The sequence below is a fragment of the Pseudomonas sp. LAIL14HWK12:I1 genome (genome assembly GCF_003202095.1).
GTDB lineage: Bacteria > Pseudomonadota > Gammaproteobacteria > Pseudomonadales > Pseudomonadaceae > Aquipseudomonas > Aquipseudomonas monteilii.
Genome location: NZ_QJKG01000007.1, coordinates 155,161 through 175,783 on the forward strand (window position 1 = coordinate 155,161; position 20,623 = coordinate 175,783).

The following is a 20,623-nucleotide window of genomic DNA, read 5'->3' on the forward strand; positions in this document are numbered from 1 at the left end:
GAGGGCAGTAGTATGCCTTAACATCGCCGGGGCCGCTGTGCGGCCCCGGTTCTTGAAATCACTCCAGATGTTCAGGCTTGATCGGATCGCCCGATTTCACATCGAGTTTTTCGCGAATGTCGGCGAACATGTAGTCATAGAGCTTGTGCGGCGAACTCAGGGTCTCGAACTTCTTCGGCGGCGCCAGATACGACTGGGCCTTGCGGGTCAGTTGCATGAGAAAGCTGGGCAACACCTGGTCCTTGGCGAGGAAGAACTTTTCTTCCACCGTTTTGCCTTCGATGCTGCCATGCATATGGAACTGAATGCCTCTGCCTTCCTTGGGGTCAGACACTGCCTCGTACTCGATGTTCAGGTCGTAGCTGTGGTCTGCCGCGTTCAGCGCAGTGCGCTCGATGTGTACATGACCGGGGTGGTACTGGGCCATGGCTATCTCCTCTGGAAGGTCGAAAATGGCGGGCGCCGGGCGCCCGCCCACTGCATTCAACGGTAGCTGATCCCCGGCTTCGCGGTGGAGACCCGAGTGCCGGCAGTGCCTTTGACGATGTCTTCGATGTTCTCGAGCGAACTGATCACCGCCACTTTGCCGGTATTGCGGGCGAAGTCACTGGCAGCCTGCACCTTTGGCCCCATGGAGCCGGCAGCGAAGCCAAGCCGTTCGAGTTCGTCAGGGTGTGCCTGGGCGATGGCTTTTTGCGTAGGCTTGCCCCAGTCAATGTACGCCGCATCGACGTCAGTGGCGATTATCAGAAGGTCGGCATCCAGTTGCTCGGCCAGCAAAGCCGAGCACAGGTCCTTGTCGATCACCGCCTCGATGCCCTTGAGCTTGCGGTTTTCATCGTACATGGTGGGGATACCACCACCGCCTGCGCAAATCACGATGCTGCTCTTTTCCAGCAGCCACTTGATCGGGCGGATTTCGAAGATGCGCTTGGGTTTGGGGCTGGCCACCACGCGGCGGTACTTGTCGCCGTCAGCCTTCACCACCCAGCCCTTTTCCTTGGCCAGCCGTTCGGCTTCGTCCTTGCTGTAGACCGGGCCGATGAACTTGGTGGGGTCTTTGAAGGCGGGGTCATTGGCGTCCACTTCCACCTGGGTCAGCAGGGTGGCGAATGGCACTTCGAAGTCCAGCAGGTTGCCCAGTTCCTGCTCGATCATGTAGCCGATCATGCCCTCGGTTTCAGCGCCCAGCACGTCCAGCGGGTAGGCCTCGTCGGGTTTGTAGGACAGTGCCTGAAGTGACAGCAGGCCAACCTGCGGGCCGTTGCCGTGGGCAATGACCAGCTCGTTGCCAGGGTGGATCTTGGCGATCTGTTCGGTGGCGGTGCGGATATTGGCGCGCTGGTTCTCAGCGGTCATGGGCTCGCCGCGACGCAGCAGGGCGTTGCCGCCCAATGCAACAACGATACGCATGGGGAATGTCCTTTGCGGATGAGGTAGCGCCTCGATCCTGCAGGCGCTGGCAAGCCAGCCCCCACAGGAACGAGGTGGTTGTCAGAGGTCAGCCAGGGTCGACACCAGGATCGCCTTGATCGTGTGCATGCGGTTTTCCGCCTGCTCGAAGGCGATGCAGGCCGGCGACTCGAACACGTCGTCGGTCACTTCGATGCCGTTGGCCAGGTCCGGGTACTGTTCGGCGATCTGCTTGCCTACCTTGGTTTCGGAGTTGTGGAACGCCGGCAGGCAGTGCATGAACTTGGTCCGCGGGTTGCCAGTGGACTTCATCAGCTGCGCATTCACCTGATAAGGCTTGAGCTGCTTGATGCGCTCGCCCCACGCCTCGATCGGCTCGCCCATCGACACCCACACGTCGGTGTGCACGAAGTCCACACCCTTGACCGCAGCAACCGGGTCTTCGGTGAGGGTGATGCGGGCGCCACTTTCTTCAGCGTACTTCTTGCAACGCTCGACCAGGTCATCATGCGGCCACAGCGCCTTGGGTGCGGCGATGCGTACATCCATGCCAAGCTTGGCACCGATGAGCAGCAGTGAGTTGCCCATGTTGTTGCGGGCATCGCCCAGGTAGGCGTAGCTGATGTCATGCAGCGGCTTGTCGCTGTGCTCACGCATGGTCAGCACGTCGGCGATCATTTGCGTTGGGTGATATTCGTCAGTCAGGCCGTTGAACACCGGCACGCCGGCAAACTTGGCCAGCTCTTCGACGATTTCCTGCTTGAAGCCACGGTACTCGATGGCATCGTACATGCGCCCGAGCACGCGGGCGGTGTCTTTCATGCTCTCTTTGTGGCCAATCTGCGAGGAATTGGGGTCGATGTAGGTGACGTTGGCGCCTTGGTCATAGGCCGCCACTTCGAACGCGCAGCGGGTACGGGTGGAGGTTTTTTCGAAGATCAGGGCGATGTTGTTGCCCTTCAGGTGCTGCTGCTCGGTGCCGGTGTACTTGGCGCGCTTCAGGTCGCGGGACAGGTCCAGCAGGTAGCGCAACTCGCGCGTGGTGTGGTGTTCCAGGCTGAGCAGGTTGCGGTTGTGAATGTTGAACGCCATGACTTTTCTCCTTGAGTTTGGTGAACGCACCGGCCGCCGCTTTGTGAGGGCGGCCGGGGGTAATGGGCGTTAGTAATCGATAGGGTCGCGCACAATTGGGCAGGTCATGCAGTGGCCGCCGCCACGGCCCCGGCCCAGTTCGCCGGCGCTGATGGTGATGACCTCGATGCCCGCCTTGCGCAGCAGGGTATTGGTGTAGGTGTTACGGTCGTAGCCGATGACCACACCCGGCTCGATGGCCACCACGTTGTTGCCGTCATCCCACTGTTCGCGCTCGGCGGCGAAGCTGTTGCCGCCGGTCTCGACCACGCGCAGCTTGACCCCCAGTTGCTCGCCCACCACTTCGATGAACGACTTGTTGATGCGGCGAACGTCCATGCCGTACGGCTTGCCTTCGTCCGGGCGGATGATGAACGGCACGATCTCTTTCACCACTTCCGGGAAGACCGTGACCAGGTCGCTGTCGCAGAAGCTGAACACGGTGTCCAGGTGCATGGCGGCGCGCGACTTCGGCAGGCCGGCGACGATCACTTCCTTGACGGCGCCCTTGGCGAACAGGTTCTGCGCCAACTGGCCGATGGCCTGGCGCGAGGTGCGCTCGCCCATGCCGATGAGCACGATGCCATTGCCGATCGGCATCACGTCACCGCCTTCGAGGGTGGCATTGCCGTGGTCTTTGTCCGGGTCGCCATACCACACCTGGAAGTCGGCGCCGGTGAACTCCTTGTGGAACTTGTAGATGGCTGTGGTCAGCAGGGTTTCCTGACGTCGCGCCGGCCAGTACATCGGGTTCAGCGTCACGCCACCGTAGATCCAGCAGGTGGTGTCGCGGGTGAACTGGGTGTTGGGCAACGGCGGCAGGATGAAGCTGGAATGGCCCAGGTAGTCGTTGTACATCTTGACCACGTCGGCGCCTTCGCTTTGTGGCAGGTCCTGGCCCGCCACGCCACCGATCAGGAATTCGGCCAGGTGGCGAGGATCAAGGCCTTCGAGCCAGCTGCGCACTTCGTTGGTCAGGCCCACACCCACGGTGTCGGGAGTGATCTTGCGGTCGAGGATCCACTTCAGTGCTTCGGGTTGCTGGACGATGTCGGTCAGCAGGTTGTGCATTTCCAGCACATCTACGCCGCGCTCGCGCATCTTGGTGACGAAGTCGAAATGGTCACGCTTGGCCTGGTCTACCCAGATCACATCGTCGAACAGCAGTTCATCACAGTTGCTCGGCGTCAGGCGCTTGTGCGCCAGGCCCGGGGCGCAAACCATCACTTTGCGCAGTTTGCCGGCTTCGGAGTGGACACCGTACTTCTGTTTTTCAGCGGACATGGTTTCATTCCTCCAATTGGACGAAGACGTGGGTCAAAGGGTCAGGAAGCCGTCGTACAGGCCGAAGGCTGCCACCAGGGCGCCGATGACCACGGCTGCGAAGATCAGTTTTTCCACGTTGGTGAAGACAGGTTGGCCTACCTCACGCTTGGCCTTGGCGAACAGGATGGCGCCAGGTGCGTAGAGCAGGGCCGAGAGCAGTAGGTATTTCACGCCGCCGGCGTACAGCAGCCAGATGGCGTACAACAGGGCGATACCGCCGATGATCAGGTCTTTCTTGCGTTCGGCCAGGGCTTGTTCGTAGGTTTCGCTGCGCAGTGCCAGCAAGAAGGCGTAGGCCGCCGACCACAGGTAAGGCACCAGGATCATCGAGGTGGCGAGGTAGATCAGCGACAGGTAGGTGCTGTTTGAGAACAGCGTGATCACCAGGAAGATCTGCACCATGGCGTTGGTCAGCCACAGGGCGTTGGCCGGCACCTGGTTGGCGTTTTCGCGGCGCAGGAACTCCGGCATGGTGTGGTCCTTGGCGGCGGCGAACATGATCTCGGCGCACAGCAGCACCCAAGACAGCAGGGCCCCCAGCAGCGAGATGATCAGGCCGACGCTGATCAGCACCGCACCCCAGTGGCCGACCACATGTTCCAGCACGGCCGCCATCGACGGGTTCTGCAGCTTGGCCAGTTCGGGTTGGGTCATGATGCCCAGCGACAGCACGTTGACCAGCACCAGGAACAGCAACACGGTGACGAAGCCGATGACCGTGGCCTTGCCCACGTCAGAGCGTTTTTCCGCCCGGGACGAGAAGATGCTCGCACCCTCGATGCCGATGAACACCCACACGGTGACCAGCATCATGTTGCGCACCTGGTTCATCACGCTGCCAAGCTCTGGTGTGCCTACGGCCCAGATATCGGCGCTGAAGATGTCGAGCCTGAAGGCGAACAGGCAGATCAGTGCGAACAGCACCAGTGGCACCACTTTGGCCACGGTGGTGACCAGGTTGATGAACGCTGCTTCCTTGATGCCGCGCAGCACCAGGAAGTGCACCGCCCACAACAGGATCGATGCGCCAATGATGGCGGCCGGCGTGTTGCCTTCACCGAAGATCGGGAAGAAGTACCCCAAGGTACTGAACAGCAACACGAAGTAGCCGACGTTGCCCAGCCAGGCACTGATCCAGTAGCCCCAGGCGGAGGAAAAGCCCATGTAGTCGCCGAAACCGGCCTTGGCGTAGGCATACACCCCGCCATCCAGGTCAGGCTTGCGGTTAGCCAGGGTCTGGAACACGAAGGCCAGGGTCAGCATGCCGATGGCGGTGATGCCCCAGCCAATCAATACCGCACCAACGCCCGCGCTGGCGGCCATGTTTTGCGGCAGCGAGAAGATACCGCCGCCAATCATCGAACCGACGACGAGTGCAACTAACGCGCCGAGCTTTAGTTTTCCAGATGAATCAGACATTTAACAACTCCTGCCAGGAGAAAGTTGACATCAGCATAAATCTGACGCCTTTGCCGTACGCTGACTTGCGTCAGTTTATGGCTACGTGAAGGTAGGAAATTTCCTTCACGGGTGCTCCTGGAGAGTGCCGGCAGCTTAAGCTGCAAGCCTTGCGCGCTGGCACCTCCATGTCGTTCTAGAGCAAACGCTCTGTTCAGCCTGCGATGCTTGAAGCTAGCCGTTTTTGCCGCTTTCGCAAATTTTTCACAAGAATTTCGAGTTTTATCAGTTTCTTTTCTAGTTGCCGCGCAGCTGCTAGTTTTTACAGGATAGGTGTATAGACAAAGCCGTTATGAGTGCTATAGCTTCAATGCCATGCTTCATTATAAGTATCAGCGTTTATATGGCCCGCAACGCTGTTTCAAATGCGTGACAGTGCATAAAAAAGGGAGGCTCATGAGCGAACCGGGACAGAAGCTGCGCCTGGGCGCGCTGATCGCGCTGGTGGTTGGCTCGATGATTGGTGGCGGGATCTTCTCGCTGCCGCAGAACATGGCGGCGCGTGCCGATGTAGGGGCGGTTTTGATCGGCTGGGGCATCACCGCTGTCGGCATGCTGGCGCTGGCATTCGTGTTCCAGACCCTGGCCAACCGCAAGCCGGAGCTCGATTCGGGGGTGTACGCCTACGCCAAGGCGGGCTTCGGTGAATACATGGGCTTCTCCTCGGCCTGGGGTTACTGGATCAGCGCCTGGCTGGGTAACGTCGGTTACTTCGTACTGCTGTTCAGCACCCTGGGCTTTTACTTTCCGGTGTTTGGCGAAGGCAACACGCCAATCGCCATCGGCTGTGCCTCGCTGCTGCTGTGGGCGGTGCATTTCCTGGTGCTGCGCGGCATCAAGGAGGCAGCGTTCATCAACCAGGTGACCACCGTGGCCAAGGTGGTGCCATTGCTGATGTTCGTGGTGATTGCCGCGTTTGCCTTCCGCGCCGATATCTTCACCCGGGATATCTGGGGCATGAGCAACCCGCAGTTCGGCAGCGTGCTGGAGCAGGTGCGCAACATGATGCTGGTGACCGTGTTCGTGTTCATCGGTATCGAGGGGGCCAGCGTGTATTCCGGGCGAGCCGAGCGCCGTTCGGACGTGGGTAAGGCTACGGTCATCGGTTTTCTCGGTGTGCTGGCGTTGCTGGTGCTGGTCAACGTGTTGTCGCTGGGGGTGATGACCCAGCCGGAACTGGCCGGGCTGCAGAACCCCTCACTGGCCTCGGTGCTGGAGCACATTGTCGGCCCTTGGGGCGCGTTGCTGATCAGCCTCGGGCTGGCGGTCTCTCTGCTCGGTGCCTTGCTGTCCTGGGCGCTGCTGTGCGCCGAGATTCTGTACGCCACGGCGCGGGACAAGACCATGCCGCGCTTTCTGGCCAGGGAAAACGCCAACCATGTGCCGGCCAACGCCCTGTGGCTGACCAACTGCATGATCCAGGGCTTCCTGTTGATCACGCTGTTCTCGGCCGGTACGTACACCAGCCTGATCTACCTGGCTTCTTCGATGATACTGGTGCCCTACCTGTGGTCGGCGGCTTATGCCGTGCTGATGGCGGTGCGTGGGGAAACCTACGCCGGGCAACCGGGCCTGCGCCGCAAGGACCTGCTGGTGGCGCTGGTTGCCCTGCTGTATGCCGTTTGGCTGCTGTACGCGGGGGGGCTGAAGTACCTGCTACTTTCTGCGCTGTTGTACGCACCCGGTGTGGTCCTGTTCGCCAGGGCCAAGCATGAGCAGGGGCAGACCTTGTTCACCACCTGGGAAAAACTGATTTTTGCTGCCGTGCTTGTGGGTGCTGCGCTGGCGGCCTACGCCTTGTATTCAGGGCTGCTGAGCTTGTGACGGGGCAGGGCAGGCATGCTCCGGGCGCGACCAGATCCACAGGTTGCCCAGGGTCATGCCGGCGACGGCCAGGAACACCGGCCAGCGGTGTTCGAGAAAGGTCAGCATCAGGCCAGCACACAGCAGCATGCTGACGGTCGCGCTTACCTTGGCCCGGCGCTGGATCACCTTGCCATTGCGCCAGTTGTAAAGGATTGGCCCGAACAACCGGTGGTTTTCCAGCCAGGCTGAAAGGCGCGGTGAGCTGCGCGTAGCAGCCCAGGCGGCCAGCAGGATGAACTCGGTGGTCGGCAAGCCAGGAATCACGATGGCGACAAGGCCCACGCCCAGGCTCACGTAAGCCAGTATTCCATACAGCAGGCGGGCGAGTTTGGAGCGGGCGGGTCGGGTCATGGTCTCACTGCATAAAACGGTGCGGCCACCGGAAGGGTGGCCGGCTACGGCGTATCAAACCAGCGCGGCATCAGCAGCATAGGCGTGCTTGAGCAGCTCGGTGAAGCGTTCGAAGGCGGCAACTGCGCCGCGTTCGGCAGCGGCTTCCTCTTCGGCCGACAATGCCAGGCCATCGAGGATGCGGGTGAACTGCTTCCAGCCTTCGGCACGGCCACCGGCCGGTTCGCCCAGGTGGCGGGCACCGAAGCTGTCGGACAGTTCCAGGGCCACGGCACGCTTGATCAGAAACGCAGCGCCCAGTTTGGAGCCTTCGGAGACGAAGATCCAGCCCATTGCCTCACCCAGGCTCGGTTTGCCCAGGGCGCCCGGCACGGCTGCCGGTACTTCGGTGTCGAGGTCGGCGAGGTCCCGGCGGGCCTGATCGGCGCGGCAGCGCTCGGCCAGGTCCGGGACGATGGCGATCAGTTGCGGGTCGTTGTACAGGGCCTGCAATTCAGACTGGAACAGGTATTGGGCAACGACGAAGCGGGCAAAGCTTTCGCGACTGTCGAAGGGCGCGTGGGATTTGACCAGGGCATCCAGTTCGGCGTGCGGGGCGTGGGTGATCTGGTTCAGGCGCTGGGAGCGCAGGGCTGGGCGTTCGGTCATGGGGGCAGTCCTTGGAAAAAGGGGCGTCTAGATACAAGACGAAGCAGCGGGGGCGGGACAGTAAAAAAACTGGGTATTAGTGTTGCCTGGACCGGCCTCTTCGCGGGCGTGCTCGCGAAGAGGCCGGTCCAGGCGGAGGGAATCAGATATCCCAAACCACATTGATACCGAAGTTGCGCCCCGGCATGGTCAGGCGGTCGATGTTGGCGGGCTGGGTCACAGCCGCTTCACCCTGGCCGTCGTAGCTGCGTACCGAATCCCACTGCCAGTATTTCTTGTCGGTCAGGTTGTACAGGCCGGCGTTGATGGTGACGTCGTCGGTCACCTTGTAGTAGCCGGTCAGGTCCAGCACGCCGTAGCCCGGTGTACGGAACTTCGAGGTCGAGCCGTCAGGCGAATAGAAGGTGCTGTCGTCGACGCGGGTCTTGCGCTTGACCAGTGTCCAGCTCAGCAGGCCACCGTAGTTTTGCTGCTCGTAACCCAGGCCAAACACGCCTTTCAGTGGGTTTACGCTGTTCAGCGGTTCTCCGGTGTCATCGTTGCGGCCGTAGGTGTAGGCAATCGAGCCCTGGGTATACAGACCTGGCGGCGCACCGAAGTGGTCGAGGTTCAGGCGGCCCTTGACCTCGGCACCCTTGATGGTGGCGTGCTTGATGTTGTTGGCCTGGAAGGTTTGTTCCAGGTTGGCGCTTTGCACGGCGTCTTCGTCGATGAAGTCGCGGTACTTGTTGTAGAACACCGCCACGTCGAAGTTGCCGGCGTCGAAGTTGCCGCGCAGGCCGGTTTCGTAGCTTTTGCTCTTCTCCGGTTCGAGGTTCGGGTTGCCCTCTACACGGTAACCTTGCTCGATGTTTTCAAAGCGACCATACATGGCTTTGGCCGTCGGCGTGCGGAAGCCTTCGGCGTATTGGCCGTACCAGGTGTAGTTGTCGTTGAAGGCGTAGGTCAGGCCGAACTTGGGCGAGACGCGGTGCCACTTCTTGTCCGAATCGTCCTGGGATGTTGGGGCGGTACCGGTGGATGCCAGACCACGCAGGAATTCTTCGGTGAACTTGGGCGCCATGCGCGTGTAGTCGTAGCGCGCGCCTGGCATGAAGGTCCAGTTGTTCCAGCGGATTTCGTCCTGCACGAACAGGCTGTAGGTGTTCACGGTCGGGTCCGGGAAGTCGCTGACCAGCGCCTGGCCGTCTGCCGGACGGTCGGCGCCGATGGTGGTGCAACCGGAGCCAATGGTCAGGCAGGTGCCGGTGCCACTGCGCGATCCGGTGACCTTCTCATGCTTGAGCGTGGTGCCGTAGGTCAGCAGGTGGTCGGTGGCGCCGATGCTGAAGGCCTTGTCGAGCTGGGCATCGAACACCCACTGACGGTCCTTGTAGGTGGTGTCGCGGGTACGCAGAACCTGGCGGCCAGGCGGTGCGTAGACTTCCTCTGTGTGCTGGTCGGTCTTGGCGATCTGGTAGTTCAGGCTCCACTTCACCTGGTCGGCGACCACCGAGTCCAGGCCGAATTCGTGATTGATGCCGAAGCGCTCGCGGGTGATGGTGTCGTTGCCATTACGCGCCTTGTAGTAGCCCATGCCGCCAAAACCGGGAATGAACGGCCCGCCCACTGCGCTGAGGATGTTCTGGTCGCGGTCATCCTTGTAGCGCTCGTAGGTCACGCCCAGGCGTGCGTCGTCGGCGTAGTTCCAGCCCAGTTTGGCCAGCACGTTGGTGGTGCGTACATCCATCGGGTTGGCTTCGGTGCGCGACAGGCCGTCACCGCTTTGGCTGCCGTGGGTTTCGGTCTCGTGGCCGTTGCGCTGGCTCAGGTGCAGCAGGCCATCGAAGTCGCCCTCGCGGCCGGCGACGGTGGCAGAGGTCAGCCAGCTTTCGTCGGCCGAGCTGTAGCCGGTCTTCAGGCGGGCGCCTACGTCCTTGCCAGGCTTGACGATGTCGTCCGGGTCGAGGGTGAAGTAGCTTACCGCGCCGCCGATGGCGTTGCTGCCGTACAGCACCGAGGCCGGGCCACGCAGGATTTCCACGCGCTTGACGATTTCCGGGTCGACGTAGTTGCGCTGGGTCTGGGCGTAGGGGCCGTAGAAGAAGCTGTCGGGGATCGACACGCCGTCGACCTGGGTGAGGATGCGCTCGCCGTCGATACCGCGGATGTTGTAGCCGTTCAGGCCGCTGCGCTGGCCGGTACCGGCCACCGATACGCCCGGCTCGTAGCGCACCAGGTCCTGGATGTTGTTGACGTTCTGGCGGTCCAGTTGCTCGCGGGTCTGCACGCTGACGGTGCTCGGCACCTGGCTGACATCCTGGGCGCTGCGGGTGGCGCTGACGGTCACCTGCTGCAGCGCGATCACATTGCCGCTCGCCTGGCGTTCGAGCACCACGTTGCCGTTGCTGATCTTGCGAAAGCTCAGGCCGGTACCCTGCAGCAGGCGCTTGAGAGCGGCCTCTGGCGGCAGCGAGCCCTGCACGCCCGGCGAAGCCACGCCGTCGGCCAGTTCGGCGCTGAAGCCGACCTGCCAGCCGGTGACCTGGCTGAAGGCGTTGATTGCCGACACCAGCGGCTGCTGGCCGATGCTGAAGCGATAGTCGCCCATGCGCGGGCTGCTGGCCTGGGCCGGTTCGGCGGCCAGCGCTGGCAGGCTGCAGGCACCGCTGGCGAGCAGAGCCAAGGTCAACAGGGACAGTTGCCCCGTACGACGGGGAAGGGTGGACGAGCGGGTAGGACCAGTGGACATCGGAAGCGCTCCCAGACGCGCGGGCTGTTATAGGTGATGGCTGTTCTCGTTTTCAAACAAGAATCAGTTGCATTGGCTATAACGAGACGGCTGGGGTAGCGCGATTGCGTAAAAATAATTTTCGGGTCAGTTCAGAATGACCAACGCCGGGTACTCATGCAGCTGTGCCGAGGTGATGTGGGCCAACGCGCGCAGGGTTTCCAGCGGCTGGTCGAGGCGGTAGTTGCCGGTGACTGCCACGTCTTTCAGTTGAGCATTGCGGTTGATGATCCAGCCGGGGTAGTAGCGCCGTACTTCGGCCAGCACCTGGCTCAAGGGGCAGTTCTCGAACACCAGGCGGCCATCGACCCAGGCCAGGTCTTTTTGCATGTCGGCGCGTTGGCGCTGGCCAAAGCCCTGCGGGCCGACGCTGATGCTGTCGCCAGCACTCAGGCGGATGCGCTGGTCGCGTGCCCCCTGCAGGTCGACATCGCCGCGTTGCACCCGCACTTGAGCCTCGCCGTCCAGGTAGCGCACGGCAAAGTCGGTGTCGCGTACTTGGGCACGCAACGGCCCGGCTTCTACCTCCAGCGGCAGCAGCGCATCCTCGGGTACCTGGAAGTAGGCCTCGCCTTGCAGCAGGCGGGCGACCTGCCGGCCGTCGCGGCGGTCGCTGGCAAAGGCCGAATTGGTGTTGAGCAGCACTTTTGCGCCGTCTTCCAGCTGCAGGCGCTGGCGCTCGCCCACCACGGTCAGGTGGTCAGCCTGCAGGCGCATGGGCAGGTTACCGACGGTGAACAGCCCGACCAGCAGCACAGCCGCAGTGGCCAGGGGTTTCCAGTGGCTGCGCAGGCGCCCGCGCCATGAGCGGCGCTGCTGCTGGTGCATCTGCGCGGCTGCGTGGTGCAGTGGGGCACCGTTCCACAGCGCTTCCGCCTCGACATAGGCCTCGGCGTTTTCGGGAGCCGCGCTCAGCCAGGCTTCGAAAGCCTGGGTATCTGCGGCATCGGCACATTGCAGGCGCACCAGCCAGTCCAGCGCCTCGTCCATGGCACGAGCACGGGCGCTGGGCCCGGCGGGTGACGGGCGAGGGGCGGGGCTGTCGGTCACGGGAAATCCTTGAATGGTTTTTCGCGAATGATCAAGGCTAAGGTGGGGTGTGGCAAGGGCTTTGCGTAACCGCCGGGCAGCGGTCGGCTCACTTGAGGCGGTCGGCGACACCCATGCAGATCGCCATGATCAGTTTCAGCTCCTTCTGCACCGTGCTGGGCGACACATTCAGCTGTTCGGCGATTTCCAGGTAGGTGGCGCCATGCAGCCGGCTGAGGATGAAGATGCGCTGCTGGCGCTCGCTCAGCTGGTTGAGGCTGATGCTGAGTTGCTTGAGCAGTTGCTCGGCATGGGCGGCGTCCTCGCTGCTGGTGGCGGGGGCAGCCACACTGTGCAGGACCTCGTCGGGCACGTCGTCGACCAGCATCCGTGCCTGCACCCGGCGTGCGCGCAGATGGTCCAGTGCCAGGTTGCGCGCGGTCTGGAACACGAACGGCTCGATATGCTCGATGGGCCGCTCGCCCAAGGCACGGGACACCCGCAGGTAGGTTTCCTGCAGCAGGTCTTCGGCCGTGCTGGGGTTAGTGACCATGCGTTGCAGGGTGCGCAGCAGGGTAAGGCGCTGGCCGAGGAAGACGGAGTTGAACCGGGACTGACTCACGGGGGGACCTGGTCGACGAAAGGATAATGATAATGCTTATCATCTGTGCCGAAGGTCAAGTGTGGAAGTGTTAGGAAAAGGTAAAGATTGTGAGTGGCGGGGGTATGTTTGTGCTTGCCACAGCAGTTTCAGCGCCTATGAGATCGAGCGCCGCGCGGGCGGCGCTCGATCTCATAGGCGCCAGAAATGTCACGCCATACTCACCCGGCCCGGCACAACGCCAGGCAGTTATCCAGCATCCGGTTGCTGAACCCCCACTCATTGTCATACCAGGCCAGCACCTTGAGCATACGCCCGTTGGCCCGGGTATGGTTGGCATCGAAAATGGACGACAGCGGGTTGTGGTTGAAATCGCAGGAAACCAACGGCAAGGCGTTGTAGCCCAATACCCTGGAATGCTTGCTGGCTTCAAGGAACAGCTGGTTGACCTGCTCGGCCGTGGCCTCGCGCTTGAGGTTGACGGTGAGGTCCACCAGCGACACGTTGATCACCGGTACCCGCACCGCCATGCCGGTCAGCTTGCCGGCCAGCTCCGGCAGTACCAGGCCCACGGCTTCGGCGGCGCCGGTCTTGCTCGGGATCATCGACTGGGTGGCCGAGCGCGCGCGGTACGGGTCGCTGTGGTACACGTCGGTCAGCACCTGGTCGTTGGTGTAGGCGTGAATCGTGGTCATCAGGCCTTGCTCGATGCCGAACTCGCGGTGCAGCACCTGGGCAATCGGCGCGAGGCAGTTGGTGGTGCAGGAGGCGTTGGAAATGACCTGGTGCGAAGCACGCAGGATGTCATGGTTGACCCCGTACACCACGGTGGCATCGGCACCCTTGGCCGGCGCCGAAACAATCACCTTGCCAGCCCCTGCGGCCAGGTGTGCAGCGGCCTTGGCACGGTCGGTGAACAGCCCGGTGCATTCGAACACCACGTCGATCGCCTCGGCCTTCCAGGGCAGTTCGGCCGGGTTGCGGATGGCACTGACCGCGATACGGTCACCATTGACCGTCAGGCTCTCGTGGTCGGCCTCGACGGTGGCGTCGAAGGTGCCGTGCACGCTGTCGTACTTGAGCAGGTGGGCATTCATGGCGCTGTCGCCCAGGTCGTTGATGGCGACGATCTGCAGGTCCTGGCGGTAGCCTTGGGTATACAGTGCGCGCAGGACGTTGCGCCCGATGCGGCCGAATCCATTGATGGCGATGCGTAGGGTCATGGCAGTACCTCTGGCAGTCCGAGTGAAACCTGTGGCAAAAAGGAGCTTCACTGAAACGGTTTTGTTGTTGGAATTACAAGATTATTCACTGGCAGATAGAAAACAAGCCTTTTTAGTGGCAGTATTTTGTTTAAACATACAACGAGTGGTCGGGCGATGGGCCTCCACCGATGCAGCGGGCTCCTTACCTTGAGCCTAGGCCGCAATCGTTTGGAGGGGAAATGCCTGGTAAACCGCCCTTACAATTAGCCTGGAGTCCAGTACATGCATCCGCGCATCCTTGAGGTCACCCAACGGCTGGTCGAACGCAGCCGTGCCACCCGCGAACGCTACCTGCAGCTGATTCGCGGTGCGGCCAGTGAAGGCCCCATGCGCGCCAGCCTGCAGTGCGCCAACTTCGCCCACGGCGTGGCCGGTTGCGGCAGCGAGGACAAACAGACCCTGCGCCTGATGAACGCGGCCAACGTGGCCATCGTCTCGGCCTACAACGACATGTTGTCTGCCCACCAGCCGTACCTGCACTTCCCCGAGCAAATCAAGCAGGCCCTGCGCGAGGTTGGCTCGGTCGGCCAGTTTGCCGGTGGCGTGCCGGCCATGTGCGACGGTGTGACCCAGGGCGAACCAGGCATGGAACTGGCCATCGCCAGCCGCGAAGTCATCGCCATGTCCACTGCGGTAGCGCTGTCGCACAACATGTTCGACGCGGCGCTCATGCTGGGCATCTGCGACAAGATCGTCCCCGGCCTGATGATGGGGGCGCTGCGCTTCGGCCATCTGCCGACCATCTTCGTCCCCGGCGGGCCGATGGTGTCCGGCATCTCCAACAAGCAGAAGGCCGACGTGCGTCAGCGCTATGCGGAAGGCAAGGCCAGCCGCGAAGAGCTGCTGGAGTCGGAGATGAACTCGTACCACAGCCCTGGCACCTGCACCTTCTACGGCACTGCCAACACCAACCAGTTGGTGATGGAAGTGATGGGCCTGCACCTGCCGGGTGCTTCGTTCGTCAACCCGTACACGCCGCTGCGCGATGCCCTTACCGCCGAGGCCGCGCAGCAGGTAACGCGTATGACCAAGGCCAGCGGCAGCTTCATGCCGCTGGGCGAAATCGTCGACGAGAAGGCGCTGGTCAACTCCATCGTCGCCCTGCACGCCACGGGCGGCTCGACCAACCACACCTTGCACATCCCGGCGATTGCCCAGGCGGCAGGTATCCAGCTGACCTGGCAGGACATGGCCGACCTCTCCGAAGTGGTGCCGACCCTGTCCCACGTCTACCCCAACGGCAAGGCCGACATCAACCACTTCCAGGCCGCCGGTGGCATGGCCTTCCTGATCCGCGAGCTGCTCGATGCAGGGCTGCTGCACGAGGACGTCAACACCGTGGCCGGCCATGGCCTGCGCCGCTACACCCAGGAACCGTTCCTCGACAACGGCAAGCTGGTTTGGCGCGAAGGGCCACAGCAGAGCCTGGACGAAACCATCCTGCGCCCGGTGGCGCGACCGTTTTCGGCCGAAGGCGGCTTGCGGGTGATGGAGGGCAACCTGGGCCGTGGCGTGATGAAGGTGTCTGCCGTGGCCCCCGAGCATCAGGTGGTCGAGGCCCCGGCACGGGTGTTCCACGATCAGCAGTCGTTGGCCGATGCGTTCAAGGCCGGCGAACTGGAGCGTGATTTTGTCGCTGTGGTGCGTTTCCAGGGGCCGCGTTGCAACGGCATGCCCGAGTTGCACAAGCTCACGCCATTCCTGGGTGTGTTGCAGGACCGTGGCTTCAAGGTGGCGCTGGTCACCGACGGGCGCATGTCCGGTGCCTCGGGCAAGATCCCGGCGGCGATTCACGTATGCCCCGAAGCCTATGATGGCGGCCCGCTGGCGCGGGTGCGCGATGGTGATATCGTGCGGGTCGACGGTGTCGAAGGCACGTTGCGGGTGATGGTATCGGCCGAAGAACTGGCCAGCCGCGACCTGCCGCCAGCGCCTCAGGGCAACGACCTGGGTTGCGGGCGCGAGCTGTTCGGCTTCATGCGCATGGCGTTCAGCCCGGCAGAGCAGGGCGCAAGCGCCTTCACCTCGGCCCTGGAGAACCTCAAATGAAGGACCTGCTGGTTGGCGACATCGGCGGCACCAATGCTCGTTTTGCGTTGTGGCGTGACAACCAGCTGCATGAAGTCAAAGTCTTCGCCACGGCGGACTACACCAGCCCGGAGCAGGCCATCGAAGCCTATCTGGCAAGCCAGGGCATTGCCCGCGGCGGCCTGGCAGCGGTGTGCCTGGCAGTGGCCGGGCCGGTCGATGGCGACGAATTTCGCTTCACCAACAACCACTGGCGCCTGAGCCGCGCGGCCTTCTGCAAGACCTTGCAGGTCGAGCGGCTGTTGCTGATCAACGATTTCACGGCCATGGCGCTGGGCATGACCCGCCTGCGCGAGGGCGAGTTCCGAGAAGTGTGCCCAGGCCAGGCTGACCCGTCGCGGCCGGCGCTGGTTATCGGGCCGGGCACAGGCTTGGGCGTGGGGTCGCTGTTGCGCCTTGGTGAACAGCACTGGCAGGCCTTGCCGGGGGAGGGTGGGCATGTCGACCTGCCGGTTGGCAATGCCCGTGAAGCGGCGATCCATCAGCAAATCCATGGCCAGATTGGCCATGTCAGCGCCGAAACCGTACTCAGTGGTGGCGGCCTGGTGCGCCTGTATCAGGCAATCTGCGCGCTGGACGGCGAAACACCCAGACACGTGACGCCGGCGCAGGTTACCGATGCCGCGCTGGGCGGCGAGCCGCGTGCGCTAGCGGTGGTCGAGCAGTTCTGTCGGTTCCTAGGGCGTGTGGCCGGTAACAATGTGCTGACGCTGGGCGCGCGAGGCGGGGTTTATATTGTGGGTGGCGTGATTCCGCGCTTTGCCGAGCTGTTCCTGCGTAGCGGGTTTGCGGCGAGTTTTGCTGACAAGGGCTGTATGAGCGGCTACTTCGCTGGCGTGCCGGTGTGGCTGGTGACGGCGGAGTTTTCCGGGTTGCTGGGGGCCGGGGTGGCTTTGCAGCAAGCGTTGGATCGGAGATAGGTGTACGGGGGCCGCTTCGCGCCCCCAATAACAGGCAACCAAGACCTGTAACCAACAAGAGGACGGACCACCTTGAGCACTGCCGGCAAATCGATCCTGATGGTCGACGACGACCAGGAAATCCGCGAACTGTTGCAAACCTACCTGAGCCGCTCCGGCTTTCAGGTGCATGCCGAAGCCGACGGCGCAGGCTTTCGCCGCGCTCTGGAAAGCACCCCCTGCGACTTGGTCATCCTCGATGTCATGCTGCCCGACGAAGACGGCTTCAGCCTGTGCCGCTGGGTACGCCAGCACCCGCGCCAGGCGCGGGTACCGATCATCATGCTGACGGCCAGCTCCGATGAAACCGACCGGGTCATCGGCCTGGAGCTGGGTGCCGACGACTACTTGGGCAAACCCTTCAGCCCTCGCGAACTGCAAGCGCGAATCAAGGCCCTGCTGCGCCGCGCCGAATTCGGCACGGCGGCACCCGGCAATGCCGTGCTGGCCTTCGATGACTGGCGCCTGGACTCGGTCAGCCACCGGCTGTTCCATCGCGACGGTGAAGAGGTGATTCTGTCGGGCGCCGACTTTGCCCTGCTCAAGCTGTTCCTCGACCACCCGCAGCAGATTCTCGACCGCGACACCATCGGTAATGCCACCCGTGGCCGCGAGCCCATGCCGCTGGACCGCATTGTCGACATGGCGGTCAGCCGCCTGCGTCAGCGCCTGCGCGATACTGAAAAACCACCCCGGCTGATCCGCACGGTGCGCGGCAGCGGCTACCTGCTGGCGACGCATGTCTGCAATGCGCCCTGAGCGGCGCTGGCGCTTGCTGCCGCGTTCGCTGCTGGGGCGCATGCTGCTGCTGACCCTGTTGGTGGTGCTGCTGGCCCAGGGCCTGTCGAGCATCATCTGGGTGGCCCAGCTGCGTGCCAGCCAGTTGCAGGGCCTGCGTGCCAGCGCCAGCAGCCTGGCCCACTCGATGAGCGCCAGTGTCAGTTACTTCCGCTCGCTGCCGGTGGCCTACCGGCCCATGGTGCTCGACCAGTTGCGCAGCATGGGGGGAACACGCTTTTTCGTGTCACTCAATGCCAAACCACTGGATATGCCGGTGCTGCCCGTTACCCCGCGCAAGCAGGCGGTGATCGATGTGTTCCAGCAGGTGCTGCATGAGCGCCTGGGTTCGCAGATGGACATTTCCGTGGAATTCGTCGGGCCCGATGACCTGCGCATCTTCAACAGCGGCCTGAAGCTCGACGAGCTGCCACGTTCCTGGGCGCATTACTCGTTGACCCTGGAACCGCTCAACCCGCCGGTGCTGGTCACGCAGATCCGCCTGGGCGAGGGCGAGTGGCTGTACATCGCCTCGCTGCTGCCCGAACCCTACACCAGCCTTGAGGCCGAACGCCTGCCTCGCCAGCAGATCGGCTTCATCGTGCTCACCACGGCCTTGCTGTTGCTGTTCATCGGCTTGCTGGTGCACTGGCAAAGCTGGCCGCTCAAGCGCCTGGCGAGGGCCGCGCGGGAGATGTCGCTGGGCGCCGATGTGGCGCCGGTGGCCGAAGGCGGTGGCAGCGAGGTGGTCGAGGTGGGCCGGGCGTTCAACAGCATGCGCGAGCGCATCAGCCGCTACCTGACGGAGCGCAGCCAGCTGTTCAGCGCCATTTCCCATGACCTGCGCACCCCGATTACGCGCCTGCGCCTGCGCGTCGAACTGCTGGAAGACGAACACTTGCAGGCCAAGTTCAGCCAGGACCTGGATGAACTGGAACTGCTGGTGAAAGGCGCCTTGCAGTGTGTGAAAGACACCGACATCCACGAAAACATCGAGCCGGTGGACCTCAACCAGGTGCTGGAAATCCTGGCCGAGCCCTACCTGCGCGATGGCCGTATCACGGTTGAAGGCCGCGCGCTGGCGCCATACCCCGGCAAGCCGCTGGCGCTGCGCCGCTGCATTGGCAACCTGATCGACAACGCCATCAAGTACGGCGAGCGGGCACGGCTGCGCATCATCGACAGTGCCGAGGGGTTTGTGCTGCAGGTGGACGATCAGGGCCCGGGGGTGCCGCAGCAGCAGCTGGAGCAGGTGTTCGAACCGCACTTCCGCCTGGCCGCGCAGCAGCAAGGTTATGGGTTGGGGCTGGGGATTGCCCGCAACATCGCCCACAGCCATGGGGGCGAGGTGAGCCTGCTGAACCTGAGGGAAGGTGGTTTGCGGGTGACCTTGTATCTGCCGCGTGGCATGGAGTGAGTCTGTGTGTGGCAGGTGCCGGCAATGTAACCAAACGATGACATTCACGCATCGCTTCGTTACCTGGCGAGGTGGGCAGGCTGTTTAGACTTCAAGCAACGCAAGCGCTCGACTTGCACGGCATAACAACAAGAAAGGTGCTCCGATGAATTCCACGCTCCGGCTCGCTGCCGCAATCTCCCTGGCTTCTCTACTCCCGCTCAGCGCCCAGGCTGCCGAACCCAAAGGCAGCGTCGAAGTCGTGCATTGGTGGACTTCGGGTGGTGAAAAAGCTGCTGCCGATGTGCTCAAGGCCCAGGTCGAAAAAGACGGCTTTACGTGGAAAGATGGCGCCGTCGCGGGTGGTGGCGGTGCCACAGCCATGACCGTGCTCAAGAGCCGCGCTGTAGCCGGCAACCCACCAGGCGTGGCGCAGATCAAAGGGCCTGACATCCAGGACTGGGCGGCCACCGGCTTGCTCGATGGCGATGTGCTCAAGGATGTGGCCAAGGCCGAACAGTGGGACACACTGCTCGACCAGAAGGTCGCCGACACTGTGAAGTACGACGGTGACTACGTCGCCGTACCGGTAAATATCCACCGTACCAACTGGCTGTGGATCAACCCGGAAGTCTTCAAGAAAGCCGGTATCGACAAGGCCCCCACCACACTCGACGAATTTTACGCCGCCGCCGACAAACTCAAGGCTGCCGGCTTCATCCCGCTCGCCCATGGCGGCCAGCCGTGGCAGGACAGCACCGTGTTCGAAAGCGTGGTGCTGTCGGTAATGGGCACCGAAGGCTACAAGAAGGCCATGGTCGATCTCGACAGCGTCGCGCTGACCGGGCCGCAAATGGTCAAGGCGCTGACCGAGCTGAAAAAGGTCGCCACCTACATGGACCCGGACGGTAAAGGCCAAGACTGGAACCTGGAAGCGGCCAAGGTCATCAACGGCAAGGCCGGCATGCAGATCATGGGCGACTGGGCCAAGAGTGAGTGGACCCTGGCGAAGAAAACCGCTGGCAAGGATTACCAGTGCGTGCCATTCCCCGGCACCGAAAAAGCCTTCCTCTACAACATCGACTCGCTGGTGGTGTTCAAGCAGAACAACCCTGGTACGGCTGCCGGCCAGCAGGACATTGCCCGCAAGGTGCTGGGTGAAGACTTCCAGAAGGTCTTCAGCACCAACAAGGGGTCGATCCCGGTGCGCAACGACATGCTCGCCGACATGGGCAAGTATGGCTTCGATGCCTGTGCGCAGGCGTCTGCCAAAGACTTCCTGGCGGATGCCAAAAATGGCGGCCTGCAGCCTAGCATGGCGCACAACATGGCCACCACGCTGGCCGTGCAGGGCGCGTTCTTCGATGTGGTGACCAACTACATCAACGACCCTAAGGCCGACCCGGCCGATGCGGCGAAGAAACTGGCGGCGGCGATCAAGGCAGCCCAGTAACCGCTATTCGCGGGCAAGCCCGCTCCCTCAGGTCTGGCGTTCTGCCTGAGACTTGCGGCGAGCAGGGCCCATGTCGGAGCGGGCTTGCCCGC

General features: G+C 62.8%; 17 protein-coding genes. 6 read left to right on the plus strand and 11 right to left on the minus strand.

Going from position 1 to position 20,623, the window contains the following annotated elements; translation table 11 throughout:
- Positions 1-58: 58 nt before the first annotated feature.
- The 5 genes from D906_RS18450 to arcD (D906_RS18470) form a co-directional block, all read right to left on the minus strand.
- Positions 59-427 (minus strand): DUF5064 family protein, encoded by a 369-nt coding sequence (locus D906_RS18450; RefSeq protein ID WP_016713104.1) that lies wholly within the window; start codon positions 425-427, stop codon positions 59-61.
- Positions 428-483: 56 nt separating this feature from the next.
- A complete protein-coding gene (arcC, locus tag D906_RS18455; protein WP_019098200.1) occupies positions 484-1,413 on the minus strand; it encodes a carbamate kinase in 930 nt (309 codons plus the stop codon).
- 81 nt (positions 1,414-1,494) lie between these two features.
- On the minus strand, positions 1,495-2,505 hold the full coding sequence (locus D906_RS18460; RefSeq protein ID WP_016713102.1) for an ornithine carbamoyltransferase: 1,011 nt from the start codon (positions 2,503-2,505) through the stop codon (positions 1,495-1,497).
- A 69-nt stretch (positions 2,506-2,574) separates the two neighbouring features.
- Positions 2,575-3,828, minus strand: a complete 1,254-nt coding sequence (arcA, locus tag D906_RS18465) for an arginine deiminase (RefSeq protein WP_025753771.1) — start codon at positions 3,826-3,828, stop codon at positions 2,575-2,577.
- Between the two features lie 33 nt (positions 3,829-3,861).
- A complete protein-coding gene (gene arcD / locus D906_RS18470) occupies positions 3,862-5,289 on the minus strand; it encodes an arginine-ornithine antiporter (protein WP_019098202.1) in 1,428 nt (475 codons plus the stop codon).
- Positions 5,290-5,724: 435 nt separating this feature from the next.
- Between arcD (D906_RS18470) and arcD (D906_RS18475) the strand changes: the two genes are divergently transcribed.
- Positions 5,725-7,152 (plus strand): arginine-ornithine antiporter, encoded by a 1,428-nt coding sequence (gene arcD, locus D906_RS18475; protein WP_027615488.1) that lies wholly within the window; start codon positions 5,725-5,727, stop codon positions 7,150-7,152.
- On the opposite strand, the gene D906_RS18480 is transcribed toward arcD (D906_RS18475), so the two are convergent.
- From D906_RS18480 to gap, 6 genes are all read right to left on the minus strand, one after another.
- On the minus strand, positions 7,132-7,545 hold the full coding sequence (locus D906_RS18480) for a YbaN family protein (RefSeq protein WP_019098204.1): 414 nt from the start codon (positions 7,543-7,545) through the stop codon (positions 7,132-7,134). The genes arcD (D906_RS18475) and D906_RS18480 overlap by 21 nt on opposite strands.
- 54 nt (positions 7,546-7,599) lie before the next feature.
- The gene (locus tag D906_RS18485) at positions 7,600-8,193 is read right to left on the minus strand and encodes a biliverdin-producing heme oxygenase (RefSeq protein ID WP_019098205.1); all 594 of its coding nucleotides are present in this window, start codon (positions 8,191-8,193) and stop codon (positions 7,600-7,602) included.
- Between the two features lie 142 nt (positions 8,194-8,335).
- The gene (locus D906_RS18490) at positions 8,336-10,924 is read right to left on the minus strand and encodes a TonB-dependent receptor (RefSeq protein ID WP_027615489.1); all 2,589 of its coding nucleotides are present in this window, start codon (positions 10,922-10,924) and stop codon (positions 8,336-8,338) included.
- 126 nt (positions 10,925-11,050) lie between these two features.
- Complete coding sequence (locus D906_RS18495) at positions 11,051-12,013, minus strand: FecR domain-containing protein (protein ID WP_019098207.1); 963 nt, start codon at positions 12,011-12,013, stop codon at positions 11,051-11,053.
- Between the two features lie 88 nt (positions 12,014-12,101).
- Positions 12,102-12,614, minus strand: a complete 513-nt coding sequence (locus D906_RS18500; RefSeq protein ID WP_019098208.1) for an RNA polymerase sigma factor — start codon at positions 12,612-12,614, stop codon at positions 12,102-12,104.
- A gap of 200 nt (positions 12,615-12,814) precedes the next feature.
- Positions 12,815-13,816 carry a type I glyceraldehyde-3-phosphate dehydrogenase gene (gap, locus tag D906_RS18505; RefSeq protein WP_019098209.1) on the minus strand — a complete coding sequence of 334 codons (1,002 nt, stop codon included), beginning with the start codon at positions 13,814-13,816 and terminating at the stop codon, positions 12,815-12,817.
- A gap of 264 nt (positions 13,817-14,080) precedes the next feature.
- On the opposite strand from gap, the gene edd reads away from it, so the two are divergent.
- The 5 genes from edd (at position 14,081) to D906_RS18530 (ending at position 20,531) form a co-directional block, all read left to right on the plus strand.
- Complete coding sequence (gene edd, locus D906_RS18510) at positions 14,081-15,907, plus strand: phosphogluconate dehydratase (protein ID WP_016713092.1); 1,827 nt, start codon at positions 14,081-14,083, stop codon at positions 15,905-15,907.
- The gene (locus D906_RS18515; protein ID WP_019098210.1) at positions 15,904-16,866 is read left to right on the plus strand and encodes a glucokinase; all 963 of its coding nucleotides are present in this window, start codon (positions 15,904-15,906) and stop codon (positions 16,864-16,866) included. The genes edd and D906_RS18515 overlap by 4 nt, the downstream gene beginning before the upstream one ends.
- 72 nt (positions 16,867-16,938) lie before the next feature.
- The gene (gene gltR, locus D906_RS18520; RefSeq protein ID WP_097156181.1) at positions 16,939-17,664 is read left to right on the plus strand and encodes a two-component system response regulator GltR; all 726 of its coding nucleotides are present in this window, start codon (positions 16,939-16,941) and stop codon (positions 17,662-17,664) included.
- Positions 17,645-19,099, plus strand: coding sequence for an ATP-binding protein (locus tag D906_RS18525; protein ID WP_025753766.1), 1,455 nt, complete (start codon positions 17,645-17,647; stop codon positions 19,097-19,099). The genes gltR and D906_RS18525 overlap by 20 nt, the downstream gene beginning before the upstream one ends.
- Positions 19,100-19,244: 145 nt before the next feature.
- Positions 19,245-20,531, plus strand: a complete 1,287-nt coding sequence (locus D906_RS18530; RefSeq protein ID WP_019098212.1) for an ABC transporter substrate-binding protein — start codon at positions 19,245-19,247, stop codon at positions 20,529-20,531.
- Positions 20,532-20,623 lie beyond the last annotated feature (92 nt).

Coding starts and splice junctions, on each gene's coding strand:
- D906_RS18450 (WP_016713104.1), bottom strand. CDS start 427: ATGGCCCAGTACCACCCCGGTCATGTACACATCGAGCGCACTGCGCTG.
- arcC (WP_019098200.1), bottom strand. CDS start 1,413: ATGCGTATCGTTGTTGCATTGGGCGGCAACGCCCTGCTGCGTCGCGGC.
- D906_RS18460 (WP_016713102.1), bottom strand. CDS start 2,505: ATGGCGTTCAACATTCACAACCGCAACCTGCTCAGCCTGGAACACCAC.
- arcA (WP_025753771.1), bottom strand. CDS start 3,828: ATGTCCGCTGAAAAACAGAAGTACGGTGTCCACTCCGAAGCCGGCAAA.
- arcD (WP_019098202.1), bottom strand. CDS start 5,289: ATGTCTGATTCATCTGGAAAACTAAAGCTCGGCGCGTTAGTTGCACTC.
- arcD (WP_027615488.1), top strand. CDS start 5,725: ATGAGCGAACCGGGACAGAAGCTGCGCCTGGGCGCGCTGATCGCGCTG.
- D906_RS18480 (WP_019098204.1), bottom strand. CDS start 7,545: ATGACCCGACCCGCCCGCTCCAAACTCGCCCGCCTGCTGTATGGAATA.
- D906_RS18485 (WP_019098205.1), bottom strand. CDS start 8,193: ATGACCGAACGCCCAGCCCTGCGCTCCCAGCGCCTGAACCAGATCACC.
- D906_RS18490 (WP_027615489.1), bottom strand. CDS start 10,924: ATGTCCACTGGTCCTACCCGCTCGTCCACCCTTCCCCGTCGTACGGGG.
- gap (WP_019098209.1), bottom strand. CDS start 13,816: ATGACCCTACGCATCGCCATCAATGGATTCGGCCGCATCGGGCGCAAC.
- edd (WP_016713092.1), top strand. CDS start 14,081: ATGCATCCGCGCATCCTTGAGGTCACCCAACGGCTGGTCGAACGCAGC.
- D906_RS18515 (WP_019098210.1), top strand. CDS start 15,904: ATGAAGGACCTGCTGGTTGGCGACATCGGCGGCACCAATGCTCGTTTT.
- D906_RS18525 (WP_025753766.1), top strand. CDS start 17,645: ATGTCTGCAATGCGCCCTGAGCGGCGCTGGCGCTTGCTGCCGCGTTCG.
- D906_RS18530 (WP_019098212.1), top strand. CDS start 19,245: ATGAATTCCACGCTCCGGCTCGCTGCCGCAATCTCCCTGGCTTCTCTA.